This window comes from Microbulbifer sp. 2205BS26-8, from assembly GCF_030731025.1.
Taxonomy (GTDB): domain Bacteria; phylum Pseudomonadota; class Gammaproteobacteria; order Pseudomonadales; family Cellvibrionaceae; genus Microbulbifer; species Microbulbifer spongiae.
The window spans coordinates 1-17,995 of the sequence record NZ_JAVAMR010000060.1 but is presented as its reverse complement, the minus strand read 5'-3'; the positions used below and the strand labels follow the sequence as shown (position 1 = coordinate 17,995).

Genomic DNA, 17,995 nt, shown 5'->3' with positions numbered 1-17,995 from the left:
GACAAACATGCAAAGCAGCTCAATCAGATGGCCCGCTCTGTGAATTTTGTCTGGAACTACATCAACGAAATCAGCTCTCGCTCGATCAAAGAGCGGGGGAAGTTTTTGTCTGCCTATGACCTCCACCCCTACACCAAGGGCGCCGGTAAAGAGCTTGGCTTGCATAGCCAGACGCTCCAGTGTGTAGCCTCTGAGTACGTCACCCGCAGAAAGCAATTCAAGAAAGCTCGCCTCAACTGGCGAAAATCTGGCGGTGTACGTCGCTCGCTTGCCAGGGATGCTCTTGGTTTTGGCTACAATCTTTTCGTCGGCCATCTATATATACGGTCAAGATTGGTTCTATACGATTCTATACAATGACTATATGGGCTTTGGTTACTTGGCGTATATTGCGGTCATATTTGGCATTCTGGTTGATATCGGGCTTAATAAAGCACGAGTGACCACTGAGGTCATAAACAGCATAGCTAATATGGTTGGTTCGGCATTTTTGACGCTTCCGTGCTAGGGCTGTTGTCGTTTCACAGGAGTAGCCACAGGAGGGCACAAGCCTGAGTAGTGACTTAATGGCCGAAGGGTAAACTGCATCCATCCTTGAGCCTACAGGATGAATGCAGTTTAAAGCAATTTACAGAGCTGAAGTTGTATACGAAGTCCCGCAGCAGGTCACTTGCGCATCAATCGTAATCCGTTGAATACCACCAGCAGACTGGTACCCATATCCGCAAACACCGCCATCCACATAGAGGCCTCTCCGGCAAAGGCGAGTACAAGGAATATCGCTTTGATGCCGAGGGCAAGAATGATATTTTGCCAAAGTATATGGGCTGTGGTGCGTGATAGGCGGATAAACCCGGCAATTTTGCCGAGGTTGTCATCCATCAGGGCAACATCGGCAGTTTCTATGGCGGTGTCTGTACCTGCAGCTCCCATGGCAAAGCCGATATCGGCGCGCGCTAGTGCCGGAGCATCATTAATGCCATCCCCGACCATGCCAACTCTTCCATGACCGGCAAGGGACTCCACTTGTTGTAGCTTATCTTCAGGCAGGAGGTTGCCTTCGGCACGATCAATACCCACCTCGCGGGCGATAACATCGGCGGTATGTTGGTTGTCACCGGTTAGCATCAAGGTTTTTACACCCAGCCCGTGGAGTTCCTCGATAGCTTGGCGGCTGGATTCTTTGACGGTGTCGGCTACCGCGAATAAGGCTATCACGCCGGATTCTCCCACCAGCATTACGACCGTTTTTCCCTGGGATTCCAGATTACCCAATAGAAGCTCCAGCTCTGGACTGCAGACCTTCAGTTCCTCTACCAAACGATGATTGCCCAGATAGTATCCTTTACCGGCGATTTCACCGCGGAGCCCACGGCCGGCCAGGGCTTCGAAAGTCTCGACTTCCTCCAGATTCGATTTTTTCACGTTGAGATATTCTGCAATGGCTTTAGAAACCGGGTGATCGGAACGGGAGGCCAGGCTGGCAGTCATTACCTTGACTTTATCGACCAGTGTTCCGGAGCAGGGCTCGAAGTCGGTCACTTCGGGTTTGCCGTGGGTAATGGTGCCGGTCTTGTCCAGTGCAATCCAGCGCAGGCGACGTCCTTGCTCGAGATAAGCGCCGCCCTTGATCAGGGTGCCGTGACGGGTTGCGGCTGCAAGGCCGCTGACAATCGTAACGGGGGTTGCGATTACCAGGGCGCAGGGGCAGGCGATAACCAGTAATACCAGTGCCCTGTATATCCACTCCATCCAAGCGCCGCCAAAAAAGAGCGGGGGAAGTAGTGCAGTAGCCAATGCTACGGCAAATACCAGGGGTGTATACCAGTGGGCAAACTGGTCTACAAGCCGCTGTGTCGGTGCGCGACTTCCCTGGGCCTCCTCTACCGCATGAATTATTCGGGCCAGTACGGCATCATTGGCAGCTGCGGTTACTTTGTATTCAAGCGCGCCAGACTCATTGATAGTGCCGGCAAAAAGTTCATCGCCAGCTGTCTTGTCTACGGGCAGGCTCTCTCCAGTAATAGGGGCCTGATTAACGGCAGAGTTGCCTTTTATCACCTCCCCATCAAGGGCGATACGTTCGCCAGGCCTGACTCTGACAATGGCTCCCAAAGGGACTTGCTTCGCGTCGGTTTCATGCCAATGCCCATCTTCCTGGCGCATAGTGGCTGTTTCAGGGGTTAAATTCAGTAGTTCCCGGATGGCATTTCTGGCACGGTCCAATGACTTGGCTTCAATCAGCTCCGCTAGGGTAAATAGCACCATTACCATGGCGGCTTCCGGCCAGTGGCCAATCAATATGGCGCCAGTAACCGCAATCGACATCAGGGCATTCATGTTCAGATTGAGGTTCTTAAGCGCTATCCATCCCTTTTTGTAGGTGAAGAGGCCACCGCCTGAGATGGCAGCCAAAGCCAGAACAAATACCAGCCAGGTATTGCCACCTTGCAGCCAATACACCAGTTCTGATGCCAGAGCGGCTATGGTTGCAGCGCCAAGTAACCACCAATTGGCTTTGGCTGCTGGAGGAGCGCCCTCGGTATCCACCCGGGTGGCCAGCCTGGTATCCAGGTCGAGTGGCGCAAGTACATCCAGGATCGACTGCTCCATGCCGGGTTTGTGGCCGACAGTCAGGATTCGCTGTACCAGGTTGAAGTCGAGCCTGTAGATCCCATGAATGTTGGATAGCTTGGCGCGTATCAGGCTTTCTTCAGTTGGGCAGTCCATCTTGCCAATGGAGAACAGGGAGGTCTCTCCGTCTGGATTGACGGTATTATTACTCGGCTGTTGAAGTGGTTCTTTGGGCTTTTCACAACCACAACCTGTATCGCGCTTTTCCATGGTCCACTCTTGGATAGCTCATAGGGTGAGCCAGTATTACAATCCCTCTAGTAACTATAGAGTCAAGGGGATACCTGCATGTCCTACAGGATTGGCGAAGCCGCCCGGCGGGTCGGCTGTAAAGTGGAAACTGTGCGTTATTACGAACAGGTGGGTTTGCTGCCTGAACCCGCGCGAACCGAGGGGAATTTCCGGCTTTATTCCGAGGCTCATCTGGAGCAATTACGCTTTATTCGCCACTGCCGTTCATTGAATATACCGCTGGAAGATATTCGAAACCTGCTCGAACTCAAGACGCGACCAACCGAGAACTGCGCGGAAATCAATAAGCTGGTTGATGAACATATCCGCCGGGTTGAGGAGCAGATGGATCTGCTGGTACAACTTCGACAAAGTCTGCAGGAACTGCGAGGTCAATGTATCGGCCCGGAAGCAACTGGTACCTGTGAGATCATTAGGAGGCTTAGCGACTGCAAATGCCATGGTGGGGCAGATTCCAAAGTTTGAAGGACTGCATATACGGTAATCTCTGCTATTGAGGTTCACAACAGAGACCTCTTCTATCAAAATTGCCTCAAGCGTGGGATACCTTACTGTAGCCAGAAGTGTTCCAGATCTGGGTAGTTGAGCGAGTATTTTTCTTGGGCAAGCTGCGTATCACCTCCACAATATTCTTTGTTATCGGCCTGACCCTCGCTATCTGGGCTTTCTTTGCCGAGCCAAATAGTTTCAGGATTAGAGAGCAGGCGATATCGATCGATTCCTGGCCAAGCGCTTGTAACAACAAGAAGGTGGCCATCCTTGCTGATTTGCATGTGGGTTCTCCGTATAAGGGGATTGATAGCCTTCGGTGGATAGTTGATAAGGTAAATGCGCGTCTGCCGGATTTGATTTTGTTACCAGGGGATTTTGTTATACAGGGGGTTGCAGGTGGCTCTTTTGTTGCTCCCGAAGAGGCCGCCAGGGTATTGGGGGAATTGAAAGCCCCCATGGGCGTTTTCGCAGTGCTGGGAAATCACGACTGGTGGCTTGATGCGAAGCGGGTGGAGAAGGCATTCGCTGATCGAGGGATTACTGTGCTTGAAGACCGGTCAGCAAAGCTAAGTAATGGTGCGTGTGAATTACGCTTGGTGGGTATCAGTGATTATTGGGAGGGAGCGCACGATATCACGAAAGCGATGGATGGCATTGATACCGCTGAGACCATTCTGGCTTTCACGCACAATCCCGATATCTTTCCAGAATTACCAAAACAGATCACGCTGACCATTGCCGGGCACACCCACGGAGGACAGGTTTATCTGCCATTTATTGGACGCCCGGTAGTTCCCTCTCGTTATGGACAACGATATGCGATTGGTCACGTCATCGAAGAGGGTAAAAATATGTATGTAAGCCCAGGAGTAGGAACGAGTATTTTACCCGTGCGATTCCTTGTTCCGCCGGAAGTGACCCTTTTGTCGATATCTAATGGTTAAGCACCGAACAATTACCGCCTAAAGCCAGATGGATTTGGTTGTTCTGTTCAGCGATTGCGATCCTGCGGGTATTGTATAGCTTCCAAGTTTCTCCAACTTTGCTCTGGAGGCAACCTGCGATGCAACGGCACCCTTCCTTGAAGGGCCGGCCATTTCTAAATTAAGCCGGCTGGGGCTTATCACACCAGTGAGAGCATTCAATCTGGCATTCCTGCCCCCCGTGACTTGGGGCCAGGACTAAACATCCAGGTTTCTGTTTCTGCTATTGGTAGCCACTCTTTTAGTGTTCAGCTGGAGGCATTTTTGAGGGTGGGTACTGGCTTTTACCGCGCACATATCCGCATCGTCTGCTCATTGGCTGATTTCCTCAAGAAAGTTTGCCTCCGAGAGGCTCAGGGTGATTCAGTTTGTCTCAAGGCAACCATCTGTTAAGAACCCGCCTTCCCACAGCAGCGCACGTGCGGGTCCGCATACAACGGTTAACCCACACATGTCGTTCGGAGTGTGAAATTTCACCCAGATATCCCTGAACAAACAAGGCCAGGATTCCCACGGAGCGGATAGCTGATGCCCGGTGCACTGCAAACCACCTTGCCAGGGCGGGGGAGAAAAAAACTTGGTGTCACCTAAAGCAACAGTTTGATTGTATTCCTTGCAAAAACGAATTAGGGTAGGCCTGCTGCCCTAGCACTCAATTGGTAAACCGGCGCAAGCGAAAATATCAATAAAAATAGCGCGACGTATATCATTCTAGCCACGAGGCGCCCTGTAACGGGGCGCTCGCAGGTAATCCATCACCACAACAAACTTCAAAAAACAAAGAAGGACCGCATCATGACCGCGTAAATGAGAGAAAAACGCCACCTCCCAGTGCTAGCGACACCGAGAGATGGCTAACCCCAATAGATAAGCAAACTATCTAGCGAGGCTGTCTTGAATGATACGCCATACACTCGTTCGTCTTCAATAAAGGTCTCCCTGAAGGCGTGTTTTCCGGGTCACTCCTGCCCCCGGCGGCGGAGTGTGCTGTGGTGTTGCGTGATGATTGGTGTGGTCTTTTATTTCAGTCGCGCACCGCCCCGGCTGTGCACCGTGTATATTTCCCTTTACTTTTTTCCCACAAGGATCACGCCTGCGGCGAGAGAAACGGCGCTATGGGCTTTTGCCCGGCGTTTCTGTCACAGGCGACATAAGGAGCCTATTTAAGATGCCTATATTACCCTGTCGATTATTTCAGCCAGTGGAGCTGGGGGATTATTTTACCTTCACGCTGGTCGCCATCAAAGAGAACGCCGTAGACCTGCATATTGCGCCCGGCAGGGGCAACCGGGTAATGCGCGCGGTACGCCTCCTGCAATGGTTTGATGAGGCCTGCGCGCTGGACGAAGCCTGTGCACTGGAGGAGGGCCCAACCGATCGGTCCCCAGCCGTTATCAGGCCATTCAAGTGGCGGCCCGATAAGGAGACGGAGCGCTGAGCGGCAGTGTGAACGCCTCGAAAGCCTGTGCGGCCCCAAACAGCACCGCAAACGCTTACCTTCTCGTACGGTCACTATGGGGAGGTAAGCGCGTTGGCGGTCGCTGCCCGTCCGCTGACTTGCTTCCAGTTTTCTTCTGCTCGTTAGCAGGCTATCACTAGCGGGCGGCCCGGCATTTAGAAAAAAGGCGCTGGTTACAAGTGTGTTATTCTTGCTGCCATACCTTATGGAATGTGGCTTTTGCGGTTCGCTCAGGCAGGTCCGGTACTTGGGTAAAGCCATCGCCGCAGCTATAACCAGGCCGGGGGTGCGCAAAGAGCGCGCTTCATGTGGGCAACGTTAAGATTAGGAATGGAAGAGTGCAAAAATATATTATCATCTTAGTTATGCTTTTTTGTACTGGCTGCACAACCCCTCAACTTCGTGAAAATAACGATTCTATACCCCTTGATGAGAATGGATATATTGCGGGTAGTTTTATACATAGTGCTCGTGAAAGCTATGCAAGGCTAGCTTTGGAATTAAAGGAAAAATCCAACTCGAAACTTACCCTTATAGAACTCCATCTACCTAAAAATTACCGTCCAATTGATTTGGTGGGTGTAAAACCAGGTATATATAAAATCAACTCGCTAACAAGGCTGGCTGCATCAGGTGGCTATATCAGTAAGAAAGAAATAAATACCAAAGAAATCGAATCAGAGTTTGAAGTTAAACCTGGATACATATACTACATCGGCGATTACGATGGACAATCAACTAACGAAATTACTTCTTTCATAGTGATTGGGGCAGCTGCTTCAGCAAGTACAAATCATGATGAGACTTTACGAATTAGTGGACAAGAATTAAACGCAGTCAAAGAAAAAATACTTACCCATTACCCAGGATTTGGCAACTTGGAAGTATTAGATGCTTTCAATCTAAACAAGTAAAGGTGCCGAATGCAAAAATCTGCGTCCGTGCTTTAGATGCTACCATCCAAAAGGAAGGTCAGATGAAAAAAATACCACCATAAAAAGCAACTTTAATTCAATATTCAAGCGGGAAGCCACGCAGCTGGCTATTGACTATAGGTAGACAGAAAAATGACATGTGAAGCATGGCAGTGAGAAAAGCTACCATGGAATTGCAGGTGCGAAGGCTCAGCAAAGAGTGAGGCGGTGGGGCATTCCCCAATAACGAATAACCGGAGCACCCTGGCGTTGTAGGCTGGCCATAGTTTTCTGCTCAGCCTCTCCCAGACGTTACATCACTCCCCAGGGAACAATTTTCCGGTACACTATTGTCACCAAGAAAGGCGGTGAGAGATATGCTCGTTCAAATAACTGGGGATTGATCAGCGAAAGCGCCTCTGCCAGCTGAACTGTGATCTTTCCATAGAGGCCAATACCTGCCCGGAAAAAGCATGGATGTCTGTCTCCCAATTACAGGTGGCCCATCAGGCCGGACAACTGTTATCCATTAAACGTTGCCCGGATGGAGCCATAGGTCAGCTTCATTTTGGATGGATCAAGCGGGGCCTTAAAGAAGGCATGGTAGTGCCCCAGGGGGTTGATAAGCACCACCTGGGAGCCATGATCCACGGTGTAGTTGTTGTCTTCCAGTACTACTTTATTAAAGGGGACATTGAGTTGACTGGCAAAACGCTTGATCTCGATAAAATCCCCAGTAACACCACGAAAGTCCTTGTTAAAGTAGTTGACATATTGGTGCAACACCTCTGGCTTGTCCCGGCTGGGATCAACAGTGACAAGCAGAATATCCGTGTCCGCACGGGCAGTTTCGTCGAGCATTTGGTAAAATCGGTTCAGGGTAGACAGGGTCGTGGGGCAGATATCGGGACAATGGGTAAAACCAAAGAACACCAGTGTCCAACGCCCGGTGAGGCTTTCGGTATGCCATGTTTCACCGGTGTCTGAAATCAGGCGGAAGTTATCAATAATGCGTGCCCGCTGTAACTTTACCGTACCATTTAAACGCAGCTCTGAATCGCTGATCACCCGCGGTTGATTCAGTTTGTGCAAAAAGCCCGCCAGAACCGCTACTATAAACAGCACCAGAATAGCAACCGTGATCCAGATACCGCGTTCTTGCCGAGCAGTAGCTTCCCCGATGCTGTTGTTCATTGGCTTATACCGCTATCAGGTAGTGATCCAGTAACATAATGCAAAAGAGCGCCATTAAATAAATAATGGAATATTTGAAGGTTTCCATACCGGCGTTGGGATCACGGCCCCGCAGCATGGCAATGCTCCAGTAGAAAAAGCCCAGGCCCAGAACAACCGCCCCGAGCAGGTAGAGCCAGCCAAGCATGGCCGTGGCAAACGGCAGTAAACTCACAGCGAACAGAATAAAGGTATACAGCAGGATATGCAGGTTGGTGTAAGCGACGCCGTGGGTGACCGGCAGCATGGGTACATCGGCACGGGCGTAATCCTCCTTACGATGCACAGCCAGCGCCCAGAAATGTGGCGGGGTCCAGGCAAAGATAATCAGAACGAGCAACAGGGCATGCCCGTGGATTTCCCCTGTCACAGCTGTCCAGCCGAGTAGTGGTGGTGCTGCACCGGCCAGGCCCCCAATCACAATATTTTGCGGTGTGGCGCGCTTGAGAAACATTGTGTAAATCACCGCATACCCCAGAAGGGATACCAGGGTCAGCCAGGCAGTGAGTGCGTTGATAAAAAAGAGCAGTATTGACTGTCCGAGCAGCCCCAGCAACAGGGCAAAAAGGAGCGCCCTGCGTGGTTCCACTCTGCCTTTTGCTATTGGCCGGTTGCTGGTGCGCGCCATTTTACTGTCAATATGCCGGTCAACCAGGTGATTCACTGCGGCAGCACTGCCGGCACAGAGCGCAATACCCAGGTTTCCCAGTAGCAGTACCTGCAGGGGAACCGGGCCCGGAACAGCCAGTAACATGCCGATCAGTGCGGTGAGAATCATTAACATCACCACCCGGGGCTTGGTGAGCTCAAAGTAATCCCGCCAGCCGGAGCGCTGTATTGTCGCAGAGTGAATGGCCATAATTCCGCCTGTTATTGTGTTTGTGTCAAGGCACTATTTACCTGAATTGAATTCACCGGTCGGGTAACCTGTATGTGGTAGCAGAAGGTTAAGATAACCAGCAGCAACAACGCTGCTCCGGCATTGTGTGCCACGGCAACTGGCAGGGGCAGGAACATCACCACATTGGCAATACCCAGGCCCACCTGTAAGAGCACCGCCCCGACCAGGACCAGGGCCCATGCCCGCGCTGCCGCACGCCAGGTCAGTACCGCCAGGCACAGCACCAGCAGTGTGACCAGCAAAGCGCCCAGGCGGTGAGTGAAATGGATTGCTGTGCGCGCATCGCTTTCCAGGGCGCCACCCAGGTAATTTGGTCCAATCTGCTGGGCGATATTGAAGCCCTCGCGGAAATCCGCCTGAGGCCACCACTGTCCCTGGCAGGTGGGAAAATCCACACAGGCCAGTGCCGCGTAGTTAGCACTGGTCCAGCCTCCCAGGGCGATCTGGAAGACAACCGCGACGGCGGCCAACAGTGCCAGGGGCCGTAATTTCTGCAGGGCGAGGAACGCATGCAGGGGAACATACCGGCGCCGCTCGCGCATACGCTCGACAATCAGCCACAGCATCGACAGTGTGGCCATACCCCCGAGCAGGTGGGCAGTCACCACTTGTGGCCACAGCTTTAACGTGACTGTCCACATTCCAAAAGCTGCCTGCAGCAGGATCAGGGCCATCAGAAATAGTGTTTGCTTAAACGTCCGCTGGCCGCGGCGGCGCCAGGCCAGATAGGTCAGGACAGCTACCAGCAATAACAGGGCGCCGGCAAAATAGCGATGCACCATCTCCGGCCAGGTTTTGCTGACATCCACTGGCGCATCGGGAAAAGCACTGTTGGCTTTCTGAATCTCATGGCGCTCATCCGGCCAGGTAATATGGCCATAGCAGCCGGGCCAGTCAGGGCACCCCAATCCCGCGCCGACCAGCCGGGTAAAGGCGCCCAGAACAACCACCACAACGGCGAGGGCACAAGCGGCCAGAGCCAGTCTCAGTTGCCATCCTGTTTGCGGCTTCTGTTCGGCAATTGGTTGTATTTCTACTGCGCTACTGCTCATAGGAGTACTTCAACAAGCGTTTAATGTCTTTCAACCATTGGTTTCCACTATGGTGATTGTCATATGCCATCATGGCGAAACCCTGCTGATCAATGAGTACCGCCCGGGTATTGGCAATATTTTGGTGGGCGGTCTGCTCCTGTAAGGTCCGCAGGCTCTCCCGATTCAACTGCAGTACCTTCAAGCGGGGATGCTCCTGGCGGAGTTTCTCTGTTTCATCGGCAGTCAGGGGTTCACCGGTGACCAGCAGTCGCTCTACACGGTTGGCTTTCTCGCCCAGGCGGATATGCACTTGTCGGCTGGTGTACAACAGTTGCTCGCATTCCTTGTCGCACGTCATATTACTCAGTATTAAATAGCGCCATTTAGGGGCGTCTTTTTCGATCAGTGAAACTTCCTCTTCGCCCTGAATAAACGGCATCCGGGAGAGGTTGACAGGTGGTTGCAGCAGTTCGCCCTGATTTAGGGTGCCTTCCGGCAGGCCCGTGCCCGTATAAAAAACGATATAGGCGGCAACGATGGGCAGTGCGACGGAAGCGACAATGGAGATACCCTGCAGTTTCATCCGTCTTGCGAAGTTTCTACCCTGGGAGCTGTGCCCGGAAAGAGGTACCCGGTCATTATTTTCCATGGTGAAAATCTCTCGATGTACTGCCATTTATTCTTGATTCTTATCGTTGAAAGCTGCAGTAAAACGCGTAGCGGCAAATAGCCACAGAACAGCAAGTACCGCTGCCATGGTAAACCATTGGAGGGCGTAGGCTCTGTGACGCTCGGGACCGCTGTTTATCCAGTGCCAGTCTGTTATCAGAGCGGCATCTGAATCGGCACTGAGCCGCACGGACCACTTCTCATCAGCGGTCTTCAACGCGCGGGTAAATTGTGTATCCAGGCTTTGAATTCTGCGCTCTGGAAATCCTTCTGGCAAATGCTTTGTTGGTGTTGATTCGATTACAGGGTATAGAAAGCCATTGATGGTTCTCATGCCTTGTGGCGTTGCGACTTGAGGAAGACGTTCCCGTCGGTTTGGTGCGGGAACCCAGCCGCGATTGATCAACCAGTGTGCCTGGGGGGTAATAAAAACCTGCAGGACCTCATAACCACTGCGACCGGCGCGGGTGCGATTGTCGAGAAGATAATGGTCTTCAGCAAAAAAGCCCGTTAACCTGACCGGGGTATAGCGTTCAAACCCACACATTGTGGCCGGTGTTACCGGTTGTGCGGAGAGTCTGGCGTTGAGTTCAGCACTTAACGCCACCTTCTCCCCGGCTCTTTGCAGCTGCCAAAAACCCAGTGCCATCAGGACAGGAAACAGCCCGGCGGAGAGTAGGGTTATAGGCCAGTTTCGAATCAGTGGTACACTGATATTTTTCGCTGGCATTGATGGCATATCCACTGTCATGCACAACTACAACCGGTGGTGGAAAAAAGTAACATGTGGCTGAAAATCCTAATTGTGGCCCTGTTTTTAGCGGTGCTGGCCAGCCTGTCCAGCGCCTTGTTTTTTCTTTTGAAAGACATGGGAGCCCCCCAGTCAAAGCGTACCCTCTATGCCCTGGGTATCAGAATCACTCTGGCCGCCCTCTTGTTACTGGCGATCTGGTATGGATTTGCAACTGGCATTTTGTCAAATACAGCTCCCTGGGCACAAAAATACTAATCAGCCGCGTCTGCTACGCAGGTAGTGCAATTTACCCCGGAAGCCTATTTTGCTGAAATCCACTGTCAGGCACCGAGCACATAGACAAAAATAAACAGGCCGACCCAGACAACATCCACAAAGTGCCAGTACCAACTGGCCGCCTCAAAACCAAAATGATCATCCGGTTTAAAGTGATGGGCAATAACCGAACGCAACAGCATAATCAGCAGCAGGAGGGTGCCCAGTGTGACATGTGCACCGTGAAAGCCCGTGAGCATAAAGAACGTGGTCCCATAGACGCCTGATTCCAGTGTCAGCCCCAGGTGCTGATAGGCTTCATAGTATTCCTTTGCCTGTAAATAGAGAAAGCTCACTCCCAGTATCACGGTAAGCCCCAGCCAGATATTGAATTTGCTGCGCTGGCCTTTTTTCAGGAATACATGGGCAATATGCACAGTAAAGCTGGAGGAAAGCAGAATCAGGGTGTTCCACAACGGCAAATGCCAGGGATCGATGACCTCCTTTGGCCCCAGAAATTTTGCGCTATCCCCATGGGCAGCGGCGTCCGGGGTCACATACAAAGGCCAGGTGCTCTCAAAGTTTTCCCACAGCATATTGGAGGAGCCCAGCGCCCCCTCCCCCCCAAGCCAGGGCAGAGAGAAGTTTCTTATGTAGTACAGGGCCCCGAAAAAGGCGGCAAAGAACATCACTTCAGAGAAAATAAACCAGCCCATGCCCCACACGTAAGACCGCTTCAATTGCTCGCTGTTCAAACCGGCCATGTTTTCCCTGATGACCGAAGCAAACCAAAACCACAAAACCCCAGCCATCGCCAGGGCGCCGGTAAATAAAATATAGGAGCTTCCACCGTTGATCCAATTCGCAGCGCCAAAGGCAACCAAAAACAAGCCGATAGTGGCAAATATTGGCAGTTTGGACTGCTCTGGCACATAGTAAGTGCTTTCACTAGCCATAGTTTTTATCCCTCGCGCGCGGAGCTGGTTCTACTGGGGTTATTTGAGACCCTCTCTGTAACGTCAAACAGCGTATAGGAGAGCGTGATGGTATTGACACTGGGGGGGAGATCCGGATCGACAACAAAGCGCAGGGGCAATTCCTCCCGCGCACCCGCCTTGAGTGCCTGTTGATTGAAGCAAAAACACTCTGTTTTGTGGAAATATTCCGCAGCTTTAAACGGCACCAGACTTGGGATTGCCTGGCCGATCATATCCCTGTCTGTTGGGTTAAAGGCCAGGAATGCGGTATCCATGATCTCTCCGGGATGAACCTTTACCGACAGTACGCTCGGGGTAAATTTCCAGGGCATATTTTTATTATTGCTCGCCAAAAACTGCACCGTAATGAGTCTGCTGGTATCAACGGCTGCAGAAACGGCCTCATAGCGCCCGCTGGTCTTCCCATTCAGGCCGGTGATCTCACAGAAGGCATCGTAGAGAGGCGGCATAATAAAAATAGCAAATACCAGCATACTGGCGGCAAGCGCCAGCAGTTTCGCTGATATTTTTGTGTTTTCGCTAAGCTTCATTGGTTACCGGGTGGTTATCGTACAGACGGAGGCGTGCTGAAAGTATGGTACGGCGCGGGAGAGGGCACCGTCCATTCGAGCCCCTGGGCATTGTCCCAAACTGTTTCTGAAGCTTTTTTCCCACCCATGACCGTGCGCACCACATTAAACAAGAATACTACCTGTGCAGCGCCGAACAGAAAAGCGCCCACACTGGCAATCTGGTTAAAATCGGCAAACTGAAGGGCATAGTCGGGTATGCGCCGGGGCATCCCGGCGAGACCGACAAAATGCATGGGGAAAAAGGTCAGGTTGAGGCCGATAAATGCCAGCCAGAAATGCACTTTGCCCATGGTTTCGTTGTACATATGCCCGGTCCATTTCGGTAGCCAGTAATAGACCCCTGCGGTAATGGAGAAAATCGCTCCCGGAACAAGTACGTAGTGGAAGTGCGCTACCACAAAGTAAGTATCATGGTATTGAAAATCCGCCGGGGCTATCGCCAGCATCAGACCGGAGAAGCCGCCAATGGCAAACAGGATGATAAAGGCCACGGCAAAGAGCATCGGGGTCTCAAAGGTCATGGAGCCGCGGAACATGGTGGAGACCCAGTTAAAGATCTTTACACCGGTGGGGACGGCGATCAGCATGGTTGCGTACATGAAAAAGAGTTCACCGGCAATGGGCATCCCTACAGTGAACATATGGTGCGCCCATACAATAAAGCTCAAAAAAGCGATGGCGGAGGTTGCGTACACCATGGAGCTGTAGCCAAACAGGGGCTTGTGGGCAAACGTGGGAATAATGGCCGAGATAATGCCGAAAGCCGGCAAAATCATAATGTAAACCTCGGGGTGCCCAAAGAACCAGAACACGTGCTGGAAAAGCACCGGATCGCCGCCACCGGCTGCATTAAAGAAACTGGTGCCGAAGTGGATATCCATCAGCATCATGGTCACCACACCGGCCAGTACAGGCATGACGGCAATCAACAGATAAGCGGTGATCAGCCATGTCCACACAAACAGCGGCATCTTCATCAGGGTCATGCCGGGGGCGCGCATATTCAGGATGGTGGCGATAATATTGATCGCGCCCATAATTGAGGAAGCGCCGAGAATATGGATGGTGAAAATAAAGAAAGTCACGCTGGGGGGGGCATACTCCGTAGACAGGGGCGCATAAAAAGTCCAACCGAAATTGGGCGCCCCCCCCTCCATAAAGAGGGTGGAAACGAGCATGGCAAAGGCAAAGGGCAGTATCCAGAAACTCCAGTTATTCATGCGCGGCAACGCCATATCCGGAGCGCCGATCATCATTGGAATCATCCAGTTGGCTAGCCCCACAAAAGCGGGCATGACAGCGCCGAAAACCATGATCAAACCGTGCATGGTTGTCATTTGATTAAAGAACTCCGGTTGCACAATCTGCAAACCGGGCTCGAATAACTCTGCGCGAATAACCAGCGCCATACAGCCGCCCAGGAAAAACATCGCAAAACTGAACCACAGGTACATGGTGCCGATGTCCTTGTGGTTGGTGGTATAAATCCACCGCTTAAATCCAGATTGAGGACCGTGTGCCATTCCGAATTTCCTCCGGGCGCTTACTGCTTGTTTTTGAAGTTGAGGACATCAATGGGCTGGATGGTGTCGCCCATATCGTTACCGAAGGCATTGCGCTCGTAGGTGATTACCGCGGCGAGATCCACTTCGGACAACTGGTCCCCAAAAGCCTGCATGGCCGGGTTTGTCTTGGAGCCGTTGACCACAATATCCAAGTGCGCATCCAGGGGGCCAATGGAGATTTTGGACCCGGCAATTGCCGGGAAGACGCCGGGAACGCCCTGACCATTGGGCTGGTGACACGCAGCACAGGCGCGGTTGTAAACCGTTTCCCCCCGAGTGAATAACTCATCAAACGTAAAGGTTTTTTCGGTAAGTTCACGGGCTTTTGCTGCAGTGGCTGCGCGGCTGTCGAGCCAGGCTGTATACTCCTCTTGCGGAACCGCCTTGACGACAATTGGCATGAACCCGTGGTCCTTGCCACACAGCTCCGCGCATTGGCCGCGGTAAATTCCCGGCTCTTCAATGCGAGTCCAGGACTCGGTGATAAAGCCCGGTATCGCATCCCGTTTGACAGCCAGATCCGGTACCCACCAGGCGTGAATCACATCGTTGGCGGTCACCAGAAAACGGATTTTTTTCTTGATCGGCACTACCAGTGGCTCGTCGACCTCGAGCAGGTAGTTGGCGCCTTTGGGCTGCTGATTGTCGATCTGTGCCTTGGGCGTGGAAAGGTTGGAGAAAAAGGAGACCTCGGAGCCCAGGTAGTCATAGCGCCATTTCCACTGGTACCCGGTGATCCTGATTTGGAGATCCGCCTCTTCCGTATCGTAGATGTCGTACAGTGTCTGGGTTGCCGGGATCGCCATCAGAATCAGGATGACGGTGGGGATGATCGTCCATACCAGTTCTACCGCAGTGCTCTCATGGAACTGTGCGGCCTGGTAGCCCTTGCTCTTTCGGTGGCGCCACATGCTGTAAAACATGATGGCGAATACCAGGACACCAATGGCCACACAAATCCAAAAAATCAACATGTGCAGCTCATAGGTGGATTGGGCAACTTCCGTTACCCCGCGGGGCATGTTGACCCCCCAGCGCTCAACAGTCTCCTCTTCCGCCAGTACAGAGCGGGCGGACAGGGAAGCAGCCAGCAAGGCGAATAGTCGGTGAAAGCCTCTCAACATCGCCTACAGATCTCCGTGTTTGCGGGTTTCCATGAAACCCGTAATTGTTATTTCCGGCCGCTGGCCTTTACGGAGTAACTGAAATGCCCTTGTACCGGGCACGGCACAGGGTTAATTCCACACAAAATTTGTGGACATACTGTAGTAACACAAGACTACATACACTGAGCGGGGATGAGCCCCCGCGATACTGCTTTCAGTGCAACTTGTTATTTTGATCAAAAGATTTTTACTTCAGATGCCGTCACCCCGGAAGGTACAACCAACAACCTATGTCTCTTTTTTTGTTGCAGCTATTGCAGGTGCAAAAGGAACATATTGCCGACGAAAAGTCAATCGGGGCGGGCAATGAAATATTCTCCAGACAGTTTGGGTTGGATGAAGAGAGACGGAGACATTGCCGGATTCGATGAGGCAGAGTTTCCCAGTATTGGAGTGATACAAAGGGCAGCTGTCGCAAAGCGAATTATGGCTGAAGGAAATATTATCCGCGTGTAGCCACACGATGATCCCTTAACATGCAGGGAGGGGATACCGATGGTTCTCCGATAGGTCAGTGAATAAAAAGGCATGATAGACAGTTTAACAATCGATATTCAGCGCGCCAAAAAGGGGTCGTAAAGGTATGATTCGTCCCATAACGCAGCTTGCCGGATACAGCTCGGCTTCGCCACATAGTGGTATTAAGGGTTCCGGTACCGCCAGCCAGGCCCTGTAGCGCATTTTCCCTACCCGGTCTGTAAGGGGGAGATGCACCGAAAGCGCGTACCACCTGACGGGTGGTCTCCTCCGGCTCCTGAGTGATTTCTCTGTATGCAGCATATCCAACCCGAAGTACAACCCCTGGGCCGGGTGTGGAATCTGGCCTGGCCGATGATTTTGAGCAATATCTCCATTCCGCTGCTGGGCGCGGTGGATACAGCGGTCCTGGGTCACCTGTCTTCACCGGAATATCTTTCCGGTGTCGCTATCGGAGCCAGTGTTATGTCCCTGCTGCTGTGGGCTTTTGGGTTTCTGCGTATGGGTACTACGGGCCTGGTGGCACGCAGCCGGGATGGCGGTGCAGACTGGCTGTTGCGCGCTGGATTACTGGCACTGCTCTTGGGCATTTTGCTGCAGGGATCTGTTTTCTTCCTGTTAGAGCCCATTATTGGCTGGATGAACGCCAGTGAGGCGGCGGCGCCCCACGCCCTCGCATACCTCCGCATTCGTCTGGTCAGTGCACCAATAGCACTGGTCAATTTCGCTATTCTGGGTTTCTTTATTGGCAGGCAGGACAGCCGTGCGCCGCTCTATATCCTTCTCGCGGCGAATCTGTTGAATATCGGCCTGGATTTTCTCTTTATTCTGGGGCTTGGGCTCGACGCCAGGGGGGCCGCAGCCGCGACCGTGTGTGCGGATATCTTTGCCTGTATGCTTGGCCTGCGCTTGCTCAGCCGGGTTGACGGTGCCGTTTGGAGCACTATCGCCAAGCAGCTGCGCAAACGCGGATTTTTCCCCTGGGTTGATCGCAGGCCGTGGAGGCAGCTTTTGCAAATCAATGGGGATTTGTTTGTGCGCACCTGCCTGCTGTTGCTGACCTTCACGTTCTTTACAGCCCAGGGTGCGGCTCAGGGGGATGCGGTACTCGCGGCTAACGCCATTTTGTTACAGTTGCTGATGATGGTTTCCTACGCTCTGGATGGCTTTGCTCATGCTACCGAAGCCCTGGTCGGCGATTCCGTCGCCAGGCAATCGCGTAAGGGGTTTTACAGCACCGTTTACAGTGCGGGTATCCTGGCGCTGGGTAGCGCCGCGGGTTTGACGGCAATTTTGGTGTTGGGGCAAGCGGTGATTTTAACCCTGTTTACCGATATAGGGTCCGTTATTGATCAGGCAAAACGCGTCTACTGGTGGCTGTGCGCGCTGCCACTTCTGGCGGTATGGAGTTATCAGCTCGACGGGGTATTTATCGGAGCGGGCAAAAGCCGGCAAATGCGCGATACCATGTTTATCGCGACGGTTTTGGTTTTCTTTCCCAGTTGGTGGATGACACAGAGCTGGGGCAATCACGGCATTTGGTTCAGTTTTCTTTTGTGGATAAGCGCAAGGTCCCTGGGTCTTGTGGGTTTTTATCAATACTACACCGCGACTGACTCCTGGATAGAATAAATTTT

The 17,995-nt window shown here is 52.4% G+C and carries 16 protein-coding genes and 1 pseudogene; 7 read left to right on the top strand and 10 right to left on the bottom strand.

Annotated features, from left to right (window positions below):
• Window positions 1–360: pseudogene (locus Q5Y71_RS15015) on the top strand (hypothetical protein); the annotation flags it as partial.
• Between the two features lie 306 nt (window positions 361–666).
• Here Q5Y71_RS15015 and Q5Y71_RS15010 read toward each other — a convergent pair.
• On the bottom strand, window positions 667–2,844 hold the full coding sequence (locus Q5Y71_RS15010) for a heavy metal translocating P-type ATPase (RefSeq protein WP_306042922.1): 2,178 nt from the start codon (window positions 2,842–2,844) through the stop codon (window positions 667–669).
• Window positions 2,845–2,922: 78 nt separating this feature from the next.
• Here Q5Y71_RS15010 and cadR point away from each other — a divergent pair, with 78 nt between their 5' ends.
• The 4 genes from cadR to Q5Y71_RS14990 all read left to right on the top strand — a co-directional run bounded on the left by cadR (window position 2,923) and on the right by Q5Y71_RS14990 (window position 6,734).
• Window positions 2,923–3,351, top strand: a complete 429-nt coding sequence (gene cadR, locus Q5Y71_RS15005; protein WP_306042920.1) for a Cd(II)/Pb(II)-responsive transcriptional regulator — start codon at window positions 2,923–2,925, stop codon at window positions 3,349–3,351.
• Window positions 3,352–3,485: 134 nt separating this feature from the next.
• Window positions 3,486–4,322: a metallophosphoesterase gene (locus Q5Y71_RS15000; protein ID WP_306042919.1), complete on the top strand. Its 837-nt coding sequence runs from the start codon at window positions 3,486–3,488 to the stop codon at window positions 4,320–4,322.
• Between the two features lie 1,207 nt (window positions 4,323–5,529).
• Entirely contained in the window at window positions 5,530–5,799 is a 270-nt protein-coding gene (locus Q5Y71_RS14995; protein WP_306042918.1) for a hypothetical protein, read from the top strand.
• A gap of 359 nt (window positions 5,800–6,158) precedes the next feature.
• Window positions 6,159–6,734: a hypothetical protein gene (locus tag Q5Y71_RS14990; protein WP_306042916.1), complete on the top strand. Its 576-nt coding sequence runs from the start codon at window positions 6,159–6,161 to the stop codon at window positions 6,732–6,734.
• Between the two features lie 522 nt (window positions 6,735–7,256).
• Here Q5Y71_RS14990 and Q5Y71_RS14985 read toward each other — a convergent pair.
• The 5 genes from Q5Y71_RS14985 to Q5Y71_RS14965 are packed head-to-tail and all read right to left on the bottom strand — an operon-like array spanning window position 7,257 to window position 11,301.
• On the bottom strand, window positions 7,257–7,928 hold the full coding sequence (locus Q5Y71_RS14985) for an SCO family protein (protein ID WP_306042915.1): 672 nt from the start codon (window positions 7,926–7,928) through the stop codon (window positions 7,257–7,259).
• Between the two features lie 4 nt (window positions 7,929–7,932).
• The gene (gene cyoE / locus Q5Y71_RS14980; protein ID WP_306042914.1) at window positions 7,933–8,826 is read right to left on the bottom strand and encodes a heme o synthase; all 894 of its coding nucleotides are present in this window, start codon (window positions 8,824–8,826) and stop codon (window positions 7,933–7,935) included.
• Window positions 8,827–8,837: 11 nt separating this feature from the next.
• The gene (locus Q5Y71_RS14975) at window positions 8,838–9,920 is read right to left on the bottom strand and encodes a heme A synthase (protein ID WP_306042913.1); all 1,083 of its coding nucleotides are present in this window, start codon (window positions 9,918–9,920) and stop codon (window positions 8,838–8,840) included.
• Entirely contained in the window at window positions 9,910–10,578 is a 669-nt protein-coding gene (locus Q5Y71_RS14970; protein WP_306042912.1) for a hypothetical protein, read from the bottom strand. Before Q5Y71_RS14970 ends, Q5Y71_RS14975 begins: the two co-directional genes overlap by 11 nt.
• Complete coding sequence (locus Q5Y71_RS14965) at window positions 10,579–11,301, bottom strand: SURF1 family protein (RefSeq protein WP_306042911.1); 723 nt, start codon at window positions 11,299–11,301, stop codon at window positions 10,579–10,581. It abuts the gene before it with no gap.
• A gap of 54 nt (window positions 11,302–11,355) precedes the next feature.
• Between Q5Y71_RS14965 and Q5Y71_RS14960 the strand changes: the two genes are divergently transcribed.
• Complete coding sequence (locus Q5Y71_RS14960) at window positions 11,356–11,580, top strand: DUF2909 domain-containing protein (protein WP_301415710.1); 225 nt, start codon at window positions 11,356–11,358, stop codon at window positions 11,578–11,580.
• Window positions 11,581–11,645: 65 nt separating this feature from the next.
• Here the strand turns inward: Q5Y71_RS14960 and Q5Y71_RS14955 are convergent, their stop codons facing one another.
• The 4 genes from Q5Y71_RS14955 to coxB are packed head-to-tail and all read right to left on the bottom strand — an operon-like array spanning window position 11,646 to window position 15,839.
• On the bottom strand, window positions 11,646–12,536 hold the full coding sequence (locus Q5Y71_RS14955) for a cytochrome c oxidase subunit 3 (protein WP_306042909.1): 891 nt from the start codon (window positions 12,534–12,536) through the stop codon (window positions 11,646–11,648).
• A 5-nt stretch (window positions 12,537–12,541) separates the two neighbouring features.
• Window positions 12,542–13,108, bottom strand: a complete 567-nt coding sequence (locus Q5Y71_RS14950) for a cytochrome c oxidase assembly protein (protein WP_306042908.1) — start codon at window positions 13,106–13,108, stop codon at window positions 12,542–12,544.
• 14 nt (window positions 13,109–13,122) lie between these two features.
• Complete coding sequence (ctaD, locus tag Q5Y71_RS14945; RefSeq protein WP_306042907.1) at window positions 13,123–14,673, bottom strand: cytochrome c oxidase subunit I; 1,551 nt, start codon at window positions 14,671–14,673, stop codon at window positions 13,123–13,125.
• Window positions 14,674–14,693: 20 nt separating this feature from the next.
• Window positions 14,694–15,839 (bottom strand): cytochrome c oxidase subunit II, encoded by a 1,146-nt coding sequence (coxB, locus tag Q5Y71_RS14940; protein ID WP_306042906.1) that lies wholly within the window; start codon window positions 15,837–15,839, stop codon window positions 14,694–14,696.
• A gap of 813 nt (window positions 15,840–16,652) precedes the next feature.
• Here coxB and Q5Y71_RS14935 point away from each other — a divergent pair.
• A complete protein-coding gene (locus tag Q5Y71_RS14935; protein WP_306042905.1) occupies window positions 16,653–17,990 on the top strand; it encodes an MATE family efflux transporter in 1,338 nt (445 codons plus the stop codon).
• Window positions 17,991–17,995: the final 5 nt, after the last annotated feature.

Excerpts from the sequence above, each read along its gene's own strand:
- Q5Y71_RS15010 (WP_306042922.1), bottom strand. The coding sequence starts at position 2,844 with ATGGAAAAGCGCGATACAGGTTGTGGTTGTGAAAAGCCCAAAGAACCA.
- cadR (WP_306042920.1), top strand. The coding sequence starts at position 2,923 with ATGTCCTACAGGATTGGCGAAGCCGCCCGGCGGGTCGGCTGTAAAGTG.
- Q5Y71_RS14995 (WP_306042918.1), top strand. The coding sequence starts at position 5,530 with ATGCCTATATTACCCTGTCGATTATTTCAGCCAGTGGAGCTGGGGGAT.
- Q5Y71_RS14985 (WP_306042915.1), bottom strand. The coding sequence starts at position 7,928 with ATGAACAACAGCATCGGGGAAGCTACTGCTCGGCAAGAACGCGGTATC.
- cyoE (WP_306042914.1), bottom strand. The coding sequence starts at position 8,826 with ATGGCCATTCACTCTGCGACAATACAGCGCTCCGGCTGGCGGGATTAC.
- Q5Y71_RS14975 (WP_306042913.1), bottom strand. The coding sequence starts at position 9,920 with ATGAGCAGTAGCGCAGTAGAAATACAACCAATTGCCGAACAGAAGCCG.
- Q5Y71_RS14970 (WP_306042912.1), bottom strand. The coding sequence starts at position 10,578 with ATGGCAGTACATCGAGAGATTTTCACCATGGAAAATAATGACCGGGTA.
- Q5Y71_RS14965 (WP_306042911.1), bottom strand. The coding sequence starts at position 11,301 with ATGCCAGCGAAAAATATCAGTGTACCACTGATTCGAAACTGGCCTATA.
- Q5Y71_RS14960 (WP_301415710.1), top strand. The coding sequence starts at position 11,356 with ATGTGGCTGAAAATCCTAATTGTGGCCCTGTTTTTAGCGGTGCTGGCC.
- Q5Y71_RS14955 (WP_306042909.1), bottom strand. The coding sequence starts at position 12,536 with ATGGCTAGTGAAAGCACTTACTATGTGCCAGAGCAGTCCAAACTGCCA.
- Q5Y71_RS14950 (WP_306042908.1), bottom strand. The coding sequence starts at position 13,108 with ATGAAGCTTAGCGAAAACACAAAAATATCAGCGAAACTGCTGGCGCTT.
- ctaD (WP_306042907.1), bottom strand. The coding sequence starts at position 14,673 with ATGGCACACGGTCCTCAATCTGGATTTAAGCGGTGGATTTATACCACC.
- coxB (WP_306042906.1), bottom strand. The coding sequence starts at position 15,839 with ATGTTGAGAGGCTTTCACCGACTATTCGCCTTGCTGGCTGCTTCCCTG.
- Q5Y71_RS14935 (WP_306042905.1), top strand. The coding sequence starts at position 16,653 with ATGCAGCATATCCAACCCGAAGTACAACCCCTGGGCCGGGTGTGGAAT.